General features: G+C 61.1%; 14 protein-coding genes. 2 read left to right on the top strand and 12 right to left on the bottom strand.

All coding sequences use genetic code 11. From position 1 onward, the window contains the following. Window positions 1-24: 24 nt before the first annotated feature. The 4 genes from Q9295_RS15320 to Q9295_RS15335 all read right to left on the bottom strand — a co-directional run bounded on the left by Q9295_RS15320 (window position 25) and on the right by Q9295_RS15335 (window position 3755). Window positions 25-828 (bottom strand): ABC transporter permease, encoded by an 804-nt coding sequence (locus Q9295_RS15320; protein WP_306681455.1) that lies wholly within the window; start codon window positions 826-828, stop codon window positions 25-27. Further along, entirely contained in the window at window positions 825-1550 is a 726-nt protein-coding gene (locus tag Q9295_RS15325; RefSeq protein ID WP_306681456.1) for an ABC transporter permease, read from the bottom strand. Before Q9295_RS15325 ends, Q9295_RS15320 begins: the two co-directional genes overlap by 4 nt. A 10-nt stretch (window positions 1551-1560) precedes the next feature. Further along, window positions 1561-2334 carry an ABC transporter ATP-binding protein gene (locus tag Q9295_RS15330; RefSeq protein ID WP_306681457.1) on the bottom strand — a complete coding sequence of 258 codons (774 nt, stop codon included), beginning with the start codon at window positions 2332-2334 and terminating at the stop codon, window positions 1561-1563. Window positions 2335-2723: 389 nt separating this feature from the next. Next, on the bottom strand, window positions 2724-3755 hold the full coding sequence (locus Q9295_RS15335) for a hypothetical protein (protein ID WP_306681458.1): 1032 nt from the start codon (window positions 3753-3755) through the stop codon (window positions 2724-2726). Between the two features lie 204 nt (window positions 3756-3959). Between Q9295_RS15335 and Q9295_RS15340 the strand changes: the two genes are divergently transcribed. Further along, window positions 3960-5609: a gamma-glutamyltransferase family protein gene (locus Q9295_RS15340; protein WP_306681459.1), complete on the top strand. Its 1650-nt coding sequence runs from the start codon at window positions 3960-3962 to the stop codon at window positions 5607-5609. A gap of 10 nt (window positions 5610-5619) precedes the next feature. Here Q9295_RS15340 and Q9295_RS15345 read toward each other — a convergent pair whose 3' ends face one another. Then, complete coding sequence (locus Q9295_RS15345) at window positions 5620-7020, bottom strand: M20 family metallopeptidase (RefSeq protein ID WP_306681460.1); 1401 nt, start codon at window positions 7018-7020, stop codon at window positions 5620-5622. Window positions 7021-7606: 586 nt separating this feature from the next. On the opposite strand from Q9295_RS15345, the gene Q9295_RS15350 reads away from it, so the two are divergent. Continuing rightward, complete coding sequence (locus tag Q9295_RS15350) at window positions 7607-8248, top strand: hypothetical protein (RefSeq protein WP_306681461.1); 642 nt, start codon at window positions 7607-7609, stop codon at window positions 8246-8248. 612 nt (window positions 8249-8860) lie between these two features. On the opposite strand, the gene Q9295_RS15355 is transcribed toward Q9295_RS15350, so the two are convergent. The 7 genes from Q9295_RS15355 to Q9295_RS15385 form a co-directional block, all read right to left on the bottom strand. Beyond that, window positions 8861-10420, bottom strand: a complete 1560-nt coding sequence (locus Q9295_RS15355; protein WP_306681462.1) for a sulfatase-like hydrolase/transferase — start codon at window positions 10418-10420, stop codon at window positions 8861-8863. Continuing rightward, a complete protein-coding gene (locus Q9295_RS15360; protein WP_306681463.1) occupies window positions 10404-11441 on the bottom strand; it encodes an ABC transporter ATP-binding protein in 1038 nt (345 codons plus the stop codon). The genes Q9295_RS15355 and Q9295_RS15360 overlap by 17 nt, the downstream gene beginning before the upstream one ends. Then, window positions 11438-12265, bottom strand: a complete 828-nt coding sequence (locus tag Q9295_RS15365) for an ABC transporter permease (RefSeq protein WP_306681465.1) — start codon at window positions 12263-12265, stop codon at window positions 11438-11440. The genes Q9295_RS15360 and Q9295_RS15365 overlap by 4 nt, the downstream gene beginning before the upstream one ends. Then, window positions 12256-13161 (bottom strand): ABC transporter permease subunit, encoded by a 906-nt coding sequence (locus Q9295_RS15370; RefSeq protein WP_306681466.1) that lies wholly within the window; start codon window positions 13159-13161, stop codon window positions 12256-12258. Before Q9295_RS15370 ends, Q9295_RS15365 begins: the two co-directional genes overlap by 10 nt. Before the next feature lie 2 nt (window positions 13162-13163). Next, the gene (locus tag Q9295_RS15375; protein ID WP_306681467.1) at window positions 13164-14267 is read right to left on the bottom strand and encodes an ABC transporter substrate-binding protein; all 1104 of its coding nucleotides are present in this window, start codon (window positions 14265-14267) and stop codon (window positions 13164-13166) included. 62 nt (window positions 14268-14329) lie between these two features. Continuing rightward, window positions 14330-15133 (bottom strand): phosphonoacetaldehyde hydrolase, encoded by an 804-nt coding sequence (gene phnX / locus Q9295_RS15380; RefSeq protein ID WP_306681468.1) that lies wholly within the window; start codon window positions 15131-15133, stop codon window positions 14330-14332. Then, on the bottom strand, window positions 15130-16287 hold the full coding sequence (locus tag Q9295_RS15385) for a TIGR03364 family FAD-dependent oxidoreductase (RefSeq protein WP_306681469.1): 1158 nt from the start codon (window positions 16285-16287) through the stop codon (window positions 15130-15132). The genes phnX and Q9295_RS15385 overlap by 4 nt, the downstream gene beginning before the upstream one ends. Window positions 16288-16329 lie beyond the last annotated feature (42 nt).

The raw sequence follows: 16329 nt of genomic DNA on the forward strand, positions 1-16329 counted from the left end.
ACCCGTTTTTGTGGCCTGCCAACGCTATCGTTTGGCAAGGCTGAACCGTCTTTCCACCGCAGCCAGCGCCTGCACCAAGAGGAAGGTGAGCGAGAGGTAAATCCCCGCGATCAGCAAAAGCGGCTCATAGGTGAGCAAGGTGTCATGGCGCGATTGGCTGATCACGGCATACATCTCGGGCACGGTGACGGTGGCCACCAGCGGGATGGCTTTGAGCTGCATCACCGTCTCACCTGCGAGGGTCGGCAAGGCCTGCCGCAGGGCCAAGGGCAGCCAGATGCGGAAGAAGACCTTGGTGCTGGACATGCCGAAAGCCTTGCCCGCCTCGATCTCGCCCCGTCCCACGCCGGCGAAGGCGCCGCGCATGATCTCGCCCGCATAGGCGGCGAAGTTGAGCGATAGAGCGAGGACGGCAAAGGGCCAAGCCTCGCGCAGATAGGGCCAAAGGACGGTGCTGCGGATGCCCGGGATCTGGGTCATCATCGCGCCAAGGCCATAGTAGAAAAGCCAAAGCTGCATCAGAAGCGGCGTGCCGCGCAGGGTGGTGCAATAGGCGACCGAGAGCCAGCGCAAAGGCCCACGGCTCAGCACCTGCGCCAGACCCAAGGGCAAGGCGATCAGGAAGCCAAAGATCACCGAGGCCGCCCAGATCGCCAGCGAGATTTGAAAGCCTGTCCAAAGCTTTGGCAGGTATTTCGGCAGCCAATCCCAGCTGAGGCCGGTGACGATCAGATAAAGCGTGGCAAGGCCGATGGCGATATAGATCATCCGGTAAACCGGCATCACTTTGCGCAGGCGGCGGCGGGTGGGAAGTGCAAGAGCGGTCATTTGTGTTTCACCATGCCGCGGCTGAAGCGCGCCTCAACCTGATTGAAAAACACCCGCGAGATCAAAGTGATCGTCAGGTAAATGGCGCAGGCGGCAAGGAAGAAGGTCATGTAATATTTGGTGCTGCCAGCGGCTTGTTTGGCAACCAAGGCCAGCTCGGAAAAGCCGACGACCGACAAAAGCGCTGTCTCTTTGGTGGCGATCACCCAAAGGTTCGACATCCCCGGCAGCGCGCGCGGCACCAGCAAGGGCAAGGTCACCCGTTTGAAGGTGGTCCATTTCGACATGCCGTAAGCCGCAGCCGCCTCATGGCAGCCCGAGGGGATCGATTGGATCGCGGCGCGGATCACCTCGGTGCTATAGGCGCCTTGGACGGTTGAGATCACCAAGACCCCGGCCAAAGCGCCGTTCACATCGATCGGCCCCATGCCGATCTTGGCCGCCAGAGTGTTCAGCGCGGCGGTGCCGGCGTAGAAAAGGATCAAGATCAAGATCAGCTCGGGCACGGCGCGGATCAGCGTGGTGTAGATCGCCAAAAGCTCTTTCAGCCAAGGCGGGCCATAGACTTTGCCCATCGCTCCGCAGACCCCGATGATCTGGCCGATGATATAGCCGCCCAGCGCGATCTGCACGGTTTTGACCGCGCCCCAGAGCAGCGCCCCGCCCCAGCCGGGCGAGTTGAGGGCCAAAAGGCTCCAATCGGTGATGTTGAGAAAATCCATCCCGTGCGCCTTAGTATTTCGGCGCCAAGAAGGCGCGCAGGGCTTCGGATTTCGGATTGTCGAAAACATCCGAGGGCTTGCCCTGCTCTTCGATCAAACCATTGCGCAGGAAGATGATTTCGCTGGCGACATTGCGGGCAAATTGCATCTCATGCGTCACAAGGATCATGGTGCGGCCTTCGCGGGCAAGGTCAGCGATGACCGAGAGAACCTCGCCCACCAGCTCGGGGTCTAGGGCCGAGGTCGGCTCATCAAAGAGCATCGCATGGGGGTCAACGGCCAAGGCGCGGGCGATGGCGGCGCGCTGCTTTTGCCCGCCCGACAGCATCTCAGGGTAGACATCGCGCTTTGCCAAGAGACCCACTCGATCCAAGAGACGTTCGGCATTGGCAATGGCGGCGTCGCGGTTTTGCCCCAAGACATGCACCGGAGCCTCGATCACATTCTCTAAAACCGTGCGATGCGGCCAAAGGTTGAAGCTTTGAAACACCATGCCAAGCCGCGCCCGAAGCCGGTTCAACTGAGCTGGATCGGCGGCGCGAAAGCCGCCCTCGCCATCGGGCTTCATCGCCACCAATTCGCCGTGCAGGCGCACTTCGCCCGCGGTTGGGGTTTCCAGAAAGTTGATGCAGCGCAGCAAGGTGGATTTGCCCGAGCCTGAGCCGCCGATGATGGCAATCACATCGCCGGAATGGGCGGTCAGCGAGACGCCTTTCAGCACCTCAAGATCGCCAAAGCGTTTGCGCAGGCCAGTCAGTTGGACCGCTACCTTCCTGTCCGCCATCGTTATTCGTCTCCTGTCGTCATGTAGGTTGCGGTCAGGCGCTTGGGCTTAGGCATCGCAGAGGCCAGCGGCATCGACGCTGTGCTGAGCCACACAAAAGGGCCGAGGGGTCGCGCATCTTCATCTCATCGGCCAATCGTCAAGCGACCAACTCCTGGCCGGAAGGGAGCGCCCGTCGCTCAGCGCTTGCGGCAAAGCCGGTCAGGTGGCGCGGAAGACGGACGGCGGTGACGGCTCAACATTCACTCAAGACCAAAGGTGCAACATGAGTCCGTTGCCCCATATCGCCAATTTAAGCCTGCGTTCTACACTTGTAGAATTCAACAAAAATCCAACGCCGGGCGATTATTTTCGTGTCGGAGAGGCGGGTTATGGGCCGCCTCTTCTGTCTAAGCCTGCAACCTGCGGCTGAGAATGGCGCGCAAGGTCGGCTCTTGGCGGACCAGATCGAAGCCGTAATCGATGCAGCCCTCGGCATAGCCATTGCCGATCAGCATATCGATGTCTTTGCCCGCCCCTTCCGCGCTAAGGGCCGAGGCGGTGAAGGAGGTTGCCATGCCAAAGAAGAACACGGTGGCGCGCGGGCGGGCGCAAAGGATTGCGGCGGTCTCGGTGCCGCCGACATTGGTCATCGAGACGACATAGTCGAACAAGGCGCCATCGCTGGCGGTCTTAGCCAGCCGCAAGGTCGCCAAAGGGTCGGTCAGATCGACGGCATGGCAATGATCGGCCACGCCCAGCGCGCGCATATCGCTGAGGGCCTCTTCAGAGCGGTCAAAGGCGACCAGCAGGCCTTGCGGGCCAATCGCCCGCCGTGCTGCGACGGCGCTGATGAGCCCGGCCTTGCCCGCGCCAAGGATTGCCACCTTTTGCCCCGGGCTCAGCGCGCGAAAGACGGTGGTCGGCGCGCCGCAAACATCGAGCACGCCGACGGCCAACGGTTGTTCCAGATCATCCGGCAAAAGGCCGATGTTGGCACTGGCGAAAAGCACCGCTTGGCCCTGCGCCATGACTTGGGTGGTGGCGATGTTCACCTCTCCGACTGAGGTCAGCCGCATCGGGATCAAGGAGAGCGAGACGCAGGGGCAGATCAGATCGCCGATCTTCAGGTCTTGCCGAGGGTGCGCCGGGCCGATCTGGCGCACCCGTCCGACCACCACCCCGCCCGATCCGGTCACCGGGTTTTGCATCTTGCCGCGTGCCGCGACGATCCCGGCAATGGCGCGGCCAACGGCTTGTGGGTCTTGGTCATTCGCTTCGGCCAATTGCCTCATCGAGGAGGAATCGAGGTTTAGAAAGGTCACATCAAGCAACAACTCATTGTCCCAGATCTGCATATCGGCATCGAGACGCTCTGCCGGTTGCGGCATCCGCCCCCCGGCCCGATGCGAGCCATAGGCACAGCCCAAACCCTTTGTCATTCCGCGCTCCCTTTTGGTCTTTTGGGCGCGGCCATTCGGGGGACGCACCATCATTTGACCTATAGGGCTAGCATGAAAGGCCGCAGCCAGCCGTCCATTTGCGATCTGATGATGCCGTTTTAGGGGGATGGGCCGCAAAGTCCCATTGCCCGTGGGCCGCTTTGCGGGAAGGATCGCGCCACGCCCCTGCTTGAAAGTGCCGCCATGACCCTCGCCCTGCCGTTCCTTTGCAAAAAGGCCCCTGCCACCAGCCGTGAGGCGATGGTGACGGCGAACCAGCCTTTGGCCAGCCTTGCCGGGGCCGAGATCTTGGCGGCGGGCGGCAATGCCTTTGACGCTGCTTTGGCGGTGCTGACCACGCTGAGCGTGACCGAGCCGATGATGGTGGGCGTTTTGGGCGCGGGGTTGATCCAGATCCGCCTGCCCTCGGGCCAGCATCTGGCCTTGGACGCTTTGGCCAATGCGCCAAGCGCTGCGCGGGCGGATATGTTCACTCCGGCAGGTCCGGGGGCCGAGGATCCCTTTGACACTTTGGGTCAGGCCAATCTCAACGGTCCGCAAGCGGTGGCGGTGCCGGGCAGCCTGCTGGCTTGGACCGAGATGCACCGGCTTTATGGCCGCCTGCCCCGCGCCGATTGCCTTGATCCTGCGATCCGCTGGGCGCGGCGGGGATTTGAGATCTCGCCCTATCTGGCGGGGGCGATCCGCGACTGCGCGCCTGAGATGAGCAAGGATGCGGCTGCCCGCAAGGTCTATCTGCCGGGTGGTGAGCCGCTGCCGCCGGGGGCGCGTCTTGTGCAAAGCGATATGGCGCAGAGCCTGCAACTCATTGCGAAAGAAGGGGCGGCGGCGCTTTACGGCGGGCAGATCGGGCAAAAGCTGATTGAGCGGCTGCAAAGCGCCCCCGCGCCTGCGGGGATTATGCAGATGCAGGATCTGCTGGATTATGCGCTGATCTGGGATCAACCGCTTGAGGCGGAATTCCGAGGCTTCACCGTGCATTGCCCGCCGCCCCCCGCCTCGGGCGGGGTGGCGATGGCGCAGATGCTGGCGCGCTATGCTCAGCATGCCGATCTGCGGCAGGGGTTTGACGATCCCGAGCGGTTGCAACTGTTGATCGACATCCAGCACGAGGCCTTTGCCGATCGGGCGGGTTTTGGCACCGAGGGCGCGGCGCAGATCCTGTCTGAGGCCAATTTGACAAAGCCCTTGGCCCGCCCTGCCCCGCACAGCCCCGCCAAGGGCCGCGACACCACCCATATGAGTGTGGTGGACCGCGATGGCACGATGATCTCGGCCACCTCGACGCTTTATTGCATGTTCGGCGCGCAGATCATGCTGCCCGAGACCGGGCTGATGCCGAACAATTACATGCGCACCTTTGATCCAGTGCCGGGCCGGGCAATGTCGATCGCTCCGGGCAAACGCACGCCGGCCTCGATGGCGCCGGTGATCGTGACCAAGGCTGGCACGCCTGCCTATGCGATTGGCATGCCCGGCGGCACGCGGATTTTTCCGTCGATCTTTCAGACGCTTGTGAACCTGATCGATCTGAAGATGGATCTGCAATCGGCCGTTGAGGCCCCAAGGGTCTGGAGCGAGGGCGGCTTGGTCGAGGTGGAACCGGGGCTAAGCCACCGCCTGCCCGATCTGCAAAAGCGCAACGCTGATCTGCGCCCGGTGCCGCATATCGGCGGCGGTATGGCGGCGATTGCAATGGGCGATGGCCTTGGACAAGCGCGGCTGACCGGCGCGACCTGTTGGCGCGCCGATGGCCATGCGGTGGGCATCTCAGGCGAGAATGCCGCGCCCGAGGTGCGGTTTTGGCCCCGCGCCTCAACCGAGACGCCCTAACCGAGACGCCTCAAGCCCGCGCTGGGGCCAGACCTGGCGTGCCGATGTCCCAGAAAAGGCCGGTCATCGCGATCAGCCCCTGCCGCAGGATCGGGGCCAAAGCATGCTCATCCGGCGCATGTTGGTTGCATCCGGCATAGCTGTGCGGCACCCAAATCGTTGGCAGGCCTAGGATATCGGCAAAACAATCATTGGGCAGCGAGCCGCCGAGATTGGGCAGAAGATGCGGCGCGATCCCGGTGCTTTGCTCGATCGAGCGGGCCGAGAACTGCACCCAAGGATGGTCAGGATCAAGCCGTGTGGCGGGGAAATAGCCGCTGTCGCAAAGGGTGATCTGCACCTCATGGAAGCCCGCACGGTCCAAATGACTGCGCAATGCCGGGATGATTTCGGTGGGTTCCGTGCCGACCACATAGCGCAGCTGGCAGGTGGCTTTGGCATGGCCCGAGATCGCATTGACCGGCGCCTCGGGCCGACCGGATTTCATCGCCAGCACCGCAAAACTGTTCCAACCAAAGACCCGCTCTTGCTGGCTGAGCCCCGCTTCGCCCCATTCCGGATCCAGCGCAAAGCCCGGATCCGGCACCGGCACCTGTGCCAGCACCTCGCGGATGCGCGGGGTCAACGTCTCGGGCCGCCATTCCGGCACCAGAATTTGGCCGCGCCGGTCTGTGATCGCGGCCAAAGCATGGGCCAGGATCATCGCCGGATCGGCAATCAGCCCGCCGAAATTGCCCGAATGATGCGCCCCTTCGCGCAAATCCACGCTGATCTCAAAGTTCAGCGAGCTGCGAGAGCCGGTGAAGATGAGCGGGCGCTCAGCATCGATCCGCGGCCCGTCCGAGGCGATCAGCACATCAGCTTGCAGCAAGGCGGCTTGGTTGCGGCAAAAGTCTTGCAGCCCCGGAGAGCCTGCCTCCTCCCCCATTTCAATCAAGATCTTGGCGTTGAAACCTAAAGTACCGCGCTGGCCGATCACTTGCGCCAAAGCGGCGATATTGATCAGGTGCTGGCCCTTATTATCCGCCGTACCGCGGCCATAGATCCGGTCGCCTTCCTGCTGCAAAGTGAAGGGCGCGAAACCGGGTCGCCAGTCCTCGGCCTGACCATGCACCACATCGCCATGGCCATAGATGAGGACCACTGGCAAGGCCGGATCCTCGATACGGCTTGCCAGAAGAAAGGGCGCGCCCGCCGGGTCTGGGTTGGGCAGGATCTGGATCTGAAAGCCCAAGGCTTGCAGCATGGGCTGCATATCCTCGGTCAGATAGGCGCCCAGAGCGGCTCCAGCGGCGGGGTTTAGGCTTTCGCTGGGACGCGCAACAAGGGCGGCGAGATCTTTGAGAAAAGCGCCGCTGTCAAAATGCTGGGCAGCTGCTTGAATGGCGCCAGCGCGTGAGGAGAATGTCATGATATCTCACAAGTTTACCCCGAAATCGCCTTGGGGTTTGGGCACGGCCGGAGCCGTGACACGGCGGCTGCAAGGCGCAGGTTAGGCCAAGCCATTCCACCGCGATAGACCCATCTTTCTTGATTTTTCTCGGGCCTGCTTGCGGCGCTCGCTGATCCAAGCACAATCGGACCTCTCCTTCGACGAGACGGACGTTCTGCTGGAATATCCTGACGTTATATCTTCAATCCGTGCGACAACTTTCTTGCCCGACTGCAACCTTTGCCCAGTCTGAGGCAGCCAATTCAGACAACATTTCAGCAATGCTGCGCAGGATTATAAATTGGCTCTGCAATGTCACACGCGCGCAACCCCGCAAATACATTCAAGATTTCCGATACATCAAGTGCTCTGAGTGACAAATACCAAACCACTCAACCCTATTAGACGTTCGATTATCGCTGCCCCCAGACGGGTGCTCATTTATCAAGTAACTTGCAAATGAGCACATACTGGTTAATGCGTTAATGTGTTAGAGCGGTAGACTGTTTCCAAATAGTGGATATTTCTCCAAATTTCATCAACATTACAGACAGGAATAGGCATTATGAAGATCGCCTCTTACATCCTGAGCGCAGCGATCGTTATCGCAGGCGCGCTAGGAACAACGGCATCGATGGCCCATGCGGCCCCCGGAGACGGCCCTAAAGAGAAATGCACCTTTGCGTCCATTTTCTCCTGCCTGAGCCAATACGAGAACGACGCGCCGCTGGCTCGTGAAGATAACAGCCGCACCCAGCAACTCGGAGACGAGCCTGATGATGGGGTCGCCCCTGAAGGCCCCAAGAAGGACCGTAAGAAGGCTAAGAAGAAAGACAAGCACAAGGACGACAAGAAGAAAAAGCCCAAGGACGGCAAGGGCCGTAAGGACGACAAGGGCCGCGAGGACCGCAAAGACGACAAGAAGAAAAAGCCCAAGGACCGCGAGGACGGCAAGGACGACAAGAAGAAAAAGCCCCAGGACCGCGAGGACGGCAAGGACGACAAGAAGAAAAAGCCTAAGGACGGCAAGGACGACAAGGACGACAAGGACGACAAGGACGACAAGGACGACAAGGACGACAAGGACGAAAAGAACGAAAAGAACGAAAAGAACGAAAAGAACGAAAAGAACGAAAAGAACGAAAAACTTAGCCCCACCGAGGAAGACAACCGCGGCAAGGTGAAAAAACAGAAGGGCAAGCCGTAAAATAGCGCTTTCAATTAAAGGGTTTGCGTGCAAGCGCCTTTCACGTATCGACAGTCTGGACGCTCCTTTCGAGGGGGCGTCCATTTTATTTTAACTTTGGAAAGTTGTTCAGGGATCGCGACAGCTTCAACGCCACCGCCCTGTCGGTCGGGACTTGTTTCAATCGTCTCGCGCTGCATGGGCGCAATCAGGACAGTGCGAAGGATTGGAAAGATGGGAGCAGCCATCATCGGGCTGAGGCCCATCAACCCAAACGCAAGGGCAGTTTTGCACGCCGCCTTGATGACAGAACAATTAACCAATTAGCGATACAAAATCTATCGCCCATCCAATGGGTTGCGGCAGACAGAGACTTAGGAGATTGCATATCGAGGCTTAGGATCTCAGCAATTTCAATGTCACCATGACCCGCCCAGAATCAAATATGCATAATCAGATCTGCACCAGCCTGCTCATATATGCGCGCCGTTGCACCTCAGGTATCGCGCAACCAGGGGCGATAAACCAGAAGATCAAAAGCAGGGCCAAATGGGCGCGACCGATGTTCAGATCCATGGCCTCAGCATCAAAACCCGCCCAAGCATGCATGGGCGGGTTTTCAGTTTGTGCAGCTCAGTCTTCGCGCAGCGTGTAAAGATCGCGCCGGTTCTGTGCCCGCCAATCCCAAAGCTGGCCATCCGAGGCTTCTACCGCGGAGAGCTCTTCCGCCTCATGCTGCAAACGCAGCTCCAAAAGCCCCTCGAGACCGGCCATGTGCAGATCCCGGCAGGCCGGGTCGCCGATCCGGTTGAGCTTTTGATCCGGGTCATCGCGCAGATCAAAGAGCAGCGGCGGCAAGCCAGTCGAATGCACATATTTGAAATCGCGCCCGCGCATAACCTGCAGGTTGCACCTTCCCGGCGGGATTTTCAGCGCCGCCCCCGCGCCCTGTCCTGCAAGGCTGCGGAAATCATGGCTCCAAAAAGCTGCTTGGCGCCAATCAGCGGGAGCTTTGCCTTGCAAGAATGGCGACAGGCTGTTGCCGTCTAGGTTCACATCATCGCGCAGGCCCAAAAGCTCGACCAAGGTGGCGAAGATATCGATCGATTGGGTGAAATCCTCGACAATGTGGCCTTGGGCCCCGCCCGGCATGCGGAAGATCAGCGGCACATGCGCGGATTCGTCGAACCAGCCGACTTTACCCAAAAGACCGCGATCAAACAGCATCTCGCCATGATCGCCTGAGAGGATGAAAATGGTGTTCTCCCACCTTCCCATCGCTTTCAACTGGGCGATCAAGCGCCCAATGTGGTGATCAACCTCGGCTGCCAATGCGGCATAGGCGTGGCGGATGGTGGCCATAACCTCGGCCGAGGCTGCGGCGGCTGGCCCCGACAAGCCCGGAACGAAGCGCGACAGATCGGCATTGGCCAAGAGATGGTCCAAAAGCGGATGCTGCGGGCTTGCATCGGGACCAAGCCGCGGCGCTGGCACATCCTTTGGGTTGATCCGGTTCAGCCATTCGGCCGTTGCGGCAAAGGGCGGATGCGGAGCGATATAGGAAATATGCAAGAAAAGCGGATCATCTGCGGCCGTCGCCATATGACCCAAGACTTGATCGGTCAGGAAGGCGGTCTCGGAATCCTCAGGACCGTAAAGCGCAGGCGCCCCGAAAGCGCGCTGCGCAAAGACGCCGTCACGGCCCTTTTGCGGGGCATCGATTTGGTAGCCGCGCGCCATAAGATGGGCGATCCAAGGCCGGGCGTCTTCGTCAAGCAGGCAGCCCACCTCAAGCCCCGCAGCGACACCGGCATAATTCAGCCGTGCCGGATCGCGTGGCGAGAGGCTACGCGGATCAGGCGTGGTGTCGGTATAGCCAAAAAGCACCGGCGCGTAACCGCGATCGCGTGCTGCCTCAAAGACCGTGCGGTGGCGCCGATCGAGCGGCGTCCCGTTCGAGATCGAGCGGTGTTTATGGGCGTATAGCCCGGTCAGCAAACCCGCGCGCGCCGGTCCGCAAGGATAGGCTTGGGTGTAATGGCTGCGGAAACTGGTCGCCTCACGCGCAAGGGCGCTGAGGTTTGGCGTGGGGATGAAGCTGCCCGGCACGCCGGGGGCCAGATCACCGCGCCATTGATCGACGGTGATGAAGACCACATCGGGGCGGCGCGGGGCGTCAAGCGGCAAAGACATCGGCGCTCTCCTGATCAAAGGTGACATGCAAAGATTGACCGGGCTCAACCCCGCGCAGGCCCTCACTTGGGGCGTCAAGCTTCAAGGTTTGCGACAGGCCATCAGCATGGCAAGTCAGATAAAGCCGGGTGATCGGACCCTGGAAGAGCTTGGCCTCGACCGTCACGGCTAGGCCCTGCCCTGCCGGAACGATCCGCAGCGCCTCGGCGCGGACCCAGACCTGATGCGCGGCGCTATTGGCCGCGGCCTGCCGGAAAAAGCCGCCAATCCGCAGCTCGCCGCCCTGAGGCGATACGTCAAAGCGGTTGCGGGTGCCGATGAAGCTGGCCGTGTAGCCCGAGGCAGGCATCTCATAAAGCGCTTCGGGGCGCGAGGCTTGCTCGACGCGGCCTTCATGCATGATCACCACGCGGTCGGCGATGGCCATAGCCTCGGCCTGATCATGGGTCACCAGAACCGTGGTGGTTCCCACCGTCTTTTGGATGCGAGCAATCTCATCGCGCAGATGGTCGCGCACCTGCGCATCCAGCGCCGAGAGCGGCTCGTCCAACAAAAGCACATCCGGGCGCGGCGCCAAGGCGCGGGCCAAAGCGGTGCGCTGTTGCTGACCACCCGAAAGCTGGTTCGGGTGGTGATCGCCGCGCGGGCCAAGCCCGGTCATCTCCAAAAGCTCGTTCACGCGGGCGGTGATGGCAGAGGCGCTTTCCCCTGCAATCTTCAGCGGAAAGCCGATGTTTTGGCGCACGGTCATATTGGGAAACAGGGCATAGCCTTGGAACACCATGCCAATGCGGCGCGCTTGCACCGACAGATCGGTGACATCGCGCGTGCCAAAGTGGATCTGGCCGCTGCTTGGTTGCTCAAGCCCCGCGATGATCCGCAAAAGCGTGGTCTTACCGCAGCCCGAGGCGCCAAGCAGCGCGATCATCTCGCCTTGGGCGATATCAAGGTCGATGCCGCTGAGCGCGGGTTTGCCGTTGAAGCTTTTGGTGATGGCACCAAGATGGATGGGCGTACTCATGATTTTGCCTTTTTCGGCAGGCTGGCGTTGGCGGTGCGGCCGTTCAGGCTCACCATCGCAATCGACAGGACAAGCGTAATTGTGAAGTTGATCACCGTCATCACGGCAAGAAGGTTGTAGTCCGCATCCGCACCTTTGAGCATGTTGAGCGCGTAAAGCTGCACCGTCTCATAGCGCGAGCCGACCAAGAGCTGGGTCAGGACCAACTCGTTAAACGAGGTGCCAAAGGCCATAATGCCCGCCATAGCGATGCCGGGGCCGACATTGGGCAAGATCACCCGGATCAGCGTCGCAAAGGGGCTGGCACCACAGGTGCTTGCGGCCTCGGACAAGGCGCGGACATTGGCCGCCGCCATCGCATTATCCAGCGCCCAATAGGCAAAGGGGAAAGCCAAGGCGACATGGCCCAGACCCAGCAACCATACCGTGCCTTGCGCTTGCGGCAGGTAGTCTCCGGTCAGGGTCAAAAGCCCAAGACCGATGATCAAAGTGGGCAAGGCGAAGGGCACCGCCGCCAGCATTTGCAGCGCGATACCGATCTTCGGATTGCGCACCCTTTGCCACCAGACCGCCGGCAACAGCAGCGCCAGAGTGACAAAGGAGACCACAACCGCCAGACCAAGGGTGCGCAGCAAGACGCTGACAAAGCGCTGATCGATGAAGGACTTGGCCCAGTGGCTGAGCGTATAGCCTTCGGGCAGCATCTCGGATCGCCAGACGGTGGCCAAAGAGTAAAGCAGCGTGGCGGCAACCGGCAGAAGGATATAGGCGGCCACGAAGGCCAGCAGAATCCGGCCGGGCAAGACTGAACTTTTCACAGCCATTTCGCCCCCCGTTTAAGAAGCTGACGGTAAGCCAAAAGGCTGACGATCGCGAAAATCATCAAGATCACCGCCATGACCGGCATCCTCTGGCTGCCAAAGAGCGAGCCCAGCATATTGCGGCTCATGTCAAGCGTGATCAGCGGATAGGCAGGCATTGAGGAATTCGACAGCGCCAAGGGCAGCGCGTATTGGCCGATGGCCGAGGTAAAGGTCAGGATCCAACCTGCACCCAGATAGGGCAGCAGCATCGGAAGACCGACATAGCGCCAAAACTCGGGACGCGAGGCGCCACAGCATTGGCAGGCCTCCCACCAGTCCTGCCGTACCAGCCCCATCGCGGGCAGTGTCAGCAGCACATACATCGGCACGAAACCGTAGCTATAGGCGATGACAAGGCCGACAAAGCCACTTGGCACCGGCGGGGTGAAGTCAAACCCCATCGAGCGCAGGCCCAGCGTGATCATGCCGTACGTCCCCAGCGCTGCCATGAAACCAAAGGCCAGACCAATGCCGGAGAAATTGTTGGCGACCGTCAGAAGGCCCATATGCAGGGTTCTCCAGCCGCGGGTCATGCGGGTTAGCATCCAGCACAAAGGCCCGCCCACCAAGGTCGCCACCGTGGCGACAGTGGCGGCCAGCATCACCGTATTGCCAATGGCGCGCCAAGCAGAGGCACTTGCAAGCACGCTTTGCCAGTTATCCAGCGTAAAGCCGGTGCCCTCGGGCCCGGCAAAGCTTCTGCGCACCATAATCAGGCAGGGCAGGATCAGAAGGGTTGCACTGATGACAATGATCGGCAGCGCCGGACCCCAGTCCGACAGCCACCGAACGAACGGATTGCGCCCGGCTATTCGCCGGGACGCAACAGGCGCAGCATCGCCAAGGGCGCGCTGCATGATCAGCCGTTCACAACGTTGTCGACCCAGTATTGGGCGAGCGCGCTGACATCGATGGCCGACCAGTCTTCGACTTGGATGACGTCTTTGTACAGCTCATCCGGCAGCCAGGAGGTGCGAGCCTCGGCCGGAAGCTCCAGATCGCCAAGCACCCAGCGGATCGGGCGTGCGCCGAATTTTGCGAAGGCGATCTGCGCCTCATCCGAAAGAACGAAGTCAAGCATCAGCTTGGCAATGTTCATCTTTTCCAAGTTGTAGCGGTTCACTTGGATGGCCGAAGGCGCGTAGATCGTGCCTTGCGGGATGATGACTTCGCAGTTGATGCCCTTTTCTTTCAACGCAGCGGCCTGAGCGATGCAGTTGAAGTCGTATTTGATCTGGATCGGCACTTCGCCGCGTTCCATGGTCAGCGAGGTCGAAGAACCGCCCGCCATTTGCGGCACAAGTTTGCGCGCGAATTCAGCGCCCGGCGCAAGATCGGTGGCCGAGCCGCCGAAGGCATAGGCCCAAGCGATGAAGGTTGCCATCTGCGTGCCGCCCATGCCCGAGGCATCAACCGCGCTGATCAGGCCGGTGTATTCGGGCTTCAAGAGGTCTTCCCACGAGCGCGGCACGTTCTTGACCACGTCGGTGTTGACGATGATCGCCGGAACGCCGGTGAAGGTTGCAACCCAGCCCCCCGTTGCCGACTTCAGGCTTGCGGGCAGTTTGTCGGCATTCGGCGGCAGGTAGTTCGGCACCACGCCGCGCGCTTCAGCGACCGGCCCGAAGAGAATGCCGATATCGCCCGAGATGCCCACCGGGTTGTTACGCTCGGCGTCGAACTTCAGGATCTCTTCCATCGAGGACATGTCGGTGTCGTGATGGGTGTAGGTGAAGTTATAGGTCGCGGCCATGCGCTCCATGACTTCGCCGTAATTGGCCCAAGTCGCCGGCATACCGTAGGAGGTGTAGACCTCAGCCTCAAGCCGTGCAGCCTCGATATCGACCGGAAGCGCCCAGTCTTCCATCGTTGCGGCAAAGGAGATGGACGGCAGCAAAGTAGCCGCCGAACCAAGCAAGGAAGCCTGCAGCAAAGCACGGCGCGAGAGGGAGAACGTGGTCATCTTTTAAGAACCCTTCTGGGAGTTAGTCATCTTGGTAGTAAGCAATCGCCGTAAGGCAGGCGTCAGGGACGCTGACCTGCGGCGAGGCGGTCTTCGATCTCGGCCAGCACGGCGGGAAGATCGTTGATGGTGTCGATCACGAAATGCGCCCCAACCGCGGTGAAGCGTGCGGTGGCGCGGTCGCGGGCGGTCGAGCGCTCCTCTGCGGAAAGCGCGTCAAGCTCGGCCTCGCTCAGCCCGGTTTCATTGCCCGAAAGCGTCAGGCCAACGGTCCAAGCGCCAGCATTGCGGCCCTCTTCAATGCCCACCGGGGTGTCATCGACTTTGACGACATGGGCGGCATTGGCGATTTCCAGTTTCAGCATATTGGCAAACATGCCCGCCGCATGGGGGCGACCTGCGCAAAGCTCGTCCGAGCAGAACAGCAGATCCGTCGCCACACCGCCCTCGGCCGCGACGGGCAGGACGCGGGTCATGATCGAGCGGGTATACCCGGTGGTCGATCCGATCTTCAGACCCCGCGCGCGCAGATCGGCCAGAACCTTTGCGGCGCCGGGAATGGGCGTCGAATAATGGGCTGCCGTTTCGGTGTTGAGCGGCAGGAAAACCTCATAAAGCGCGTCGATGGCCGCGTCGTCAGGGGCTTTGCCGTGCTGCGCCTGCCATGCGGCGGCGACGCGCGGCGTGGCGAAGACCGCCGCGATATGGTCACGCTTGCCGCGCCCCATCGGCGCGCGGGCCTCATCCAAAGTGATCTCCACGTCAAAGGCGGCAAAGGCCTTTACGAAAGCGCCCATCGGCGCGCGCGATCCGAAATCGACCAGCGTTCCGGCCCAATCGAAGATAACGGCTTCCAGCTTGTTCATTGCAGATCCTCGGGCAAATGGGTGGAGGTGCCGAAGAGGTCGGCGATGATTTCTTCACCAAAGGCGAAGCTGGTTGAGGCGCCGGTGCCACCGGTGATCATAGCGACCCGGACATGCGGTTCGGGCCGAGCCATAAGCACGCGCCGGTCGCTGGCCGAGGCATAGCTGCCCGTCCAATGGCCAATGATGCGGCGATTGGGTTGGTCGATCACCTCGTCAAAGAGACCCATGATGAGATCATCGAAATCGGCGGTGGCAAAAGGTTCGACCGCCGGGCCATAAACATGGCTGTCGCCCACGACGAGCGAGCCATCTGCCGATTGCACGACGATCAGATGCACGCCCGCCGCGCGATGGGCGGGGGCCTCGCGCTCAAGCCTTGCGATAAGGCTCTCGGCACGCGGCAATGCTCTAAATCCGTCATAGCGGGCCAAGGAATGGTCCGACATCACTGCGCTTTGCAGCTTGGGCATGCCATCCGCGGCCACGCGCAGCATCTGCAGCGTGCATTTTTGCAAAGCCGCCTCGCGGGAGATTTCTGGGTATAGGGTGGCAAAATCGTCACCCGGGCAGACCACAACCGCGCCGGCCGAGATCTCACCTGCCGAGGTAACGACGCCGCGCGCCGTCACTTCAAGCACGGCCGTGCCAAAGCGGAAGTCGACGCCTTGAGACTTCTCAAGCCAAGCGGCGAGCTTCGGGAGCGCCTCGCGGCTTTCCACCCGCAGATCGGGGGCGCTGAGCAGCACGTCACGCAGACCATCAATGCGCAGGTTCGGGATGCGGCTCAGAGCCTCTTCACGCGTAAGAAGCCGGCATTCAGCCCCCATCTCAGGCAGCGCAAGATAATCATGCAGCAGCGTGGCCGCTTCTTCGCGATAGGCGGGAAGCATTTGGCCTTCTTGGAGAATCGCGATGCCAGCCTGCGGGGCCACCTCGGCCCAGACATCGCGCGAGCGCCGCGCGCGCCGCCAATGCGGACCGGCCATTTGCCCCGCGACAGTGACAAAGCCAAAATTGCGCACCGAGGCCCCGTTGGCCCGAGCGTCGCGCTCAATCACGCAGACAGACTTGCCTGCCCGGACCCCTGCCAGCGCGGTGCCAAGCCCTAGGATGCCGGCACCGACAACGACAAGATCGTAAAACTTTAACATGTAGCAGCCCTTCTTCTTGGGGGACTGCTACGGGGCCTCTGA

Origin of the sequence: Pseudogemmobacter lacusdianii (assembly GCF_030848395.1) — a bacterium.
In the GTDB taxonomy this organism is placed as follows: Bacteria; Pseudomonadota; Alphaproteobacteria; order Rhodobacterales; family Rhodobacteraceae; genus Pseudogemmobacter; species Pseudogemmobacter lacusdianii.

Bases quoted from the DNA above. Each gene is read 5' to 3' on its own strand.
- Q9295_RS15375 (WP_306681467.1), bottom strand. From the start codon at position 14,267: ATGACCACGTTCTCCCTCTCGCGCCGTGCTTTGCTGCAGGCTTCCTTG.
- Q9295_RS15355 (WP_306681462.1), bottom strand. From the start codon at position 10,420: ATGTCTTTGCCGCTTGACGCCCCGCGCCGCCCCGATGTGGTCTTCATC.
- Q9295_RS15325 (WP_306681456.1), bottom strand. From the start codon at position 1,550: ATGGATTTTCTCAACATCACCGATTGGAGCCTTTTGGCCCTCAACTCG.
- Q9295_RS15385 (WP_306681469.1), bottom strand. From the start codon at position 16,287: ATGTTAAAGTTTTACGATCTTGTCGTTGTCGGTGCCGGCATCCTAGGG.
- Q9295_RS15360 (WP_306681463.1), bottom strand. From the start codon at position 11,441: ATGAGTACGCCCATCCATCTTGGTGCCATCACCAAAAGCTTCAACGGC.
- Q9295_RS15340 (WP_306681459.1), top strand. From the start codon at position 3,960: ATGACCCTCGCCCTGCCGTTCCTTTGCAAAAAGGCCCCTGCCACCAGC.
- Q9295_RS15370 (WP_306681466.1), bottom strand. From the start codon at position 13,161: ATGCAGCGCGCCCTTGGCGATGCTGCGCCTGTTGCGTCCCGGCGAATA.
- Q9295_RS15335 (WP_306681458.1), bottom strand. From the start codon at position 3,755: ATGACAAAGGGTTTGGGCTGTGCCTATGGCTCGCATCGGGCCGGGGGG.
- Q9295_RS15350 (WP_306681461.1), top strand. From the start codon at position 7,607: ATGAAGATCGCCTCTTACATCCTGAGCGCAGCGATCGTTATCGCAGGC.
- phnX (WP_306681468.1), bottom strand. From the start codon at position 15,133: ATGAACAAGCTGGAAGCCGTTATCTTCGATTGGGCCGGAACGCTGGTC.
- Q9295_RS15365 (WP_306681465.1), bottom strand. From the start codon at position 12,265: ATGGCTGTGAAAAGTTCAGTCTTGCCCGGCCGGATTCTGCTGGCCTTC.
- Q9295_RS15330 (WP_306681457.1), bottom strand. From the start codon at position 2,334: ATGGCGGACAGGAAGGTAGCGGTCCAACTGACTGGCCTGCGCAAACGC.
- Q9295_RS15320 (WP_306681455.1), bottom strand. From the start codon at position 828: ATGACCGCTCTTGCACTTCCCACCCGCCGCCGCCTGCGCAAAGTGATG.
- Q9295_RS15345 (WP_306681460.1), bottom strand. From the start codon at position 7,020: ATGACATTCTCCTCACGCGCTGGCGCCATTCAAGCAGCTGCCCAGCAT.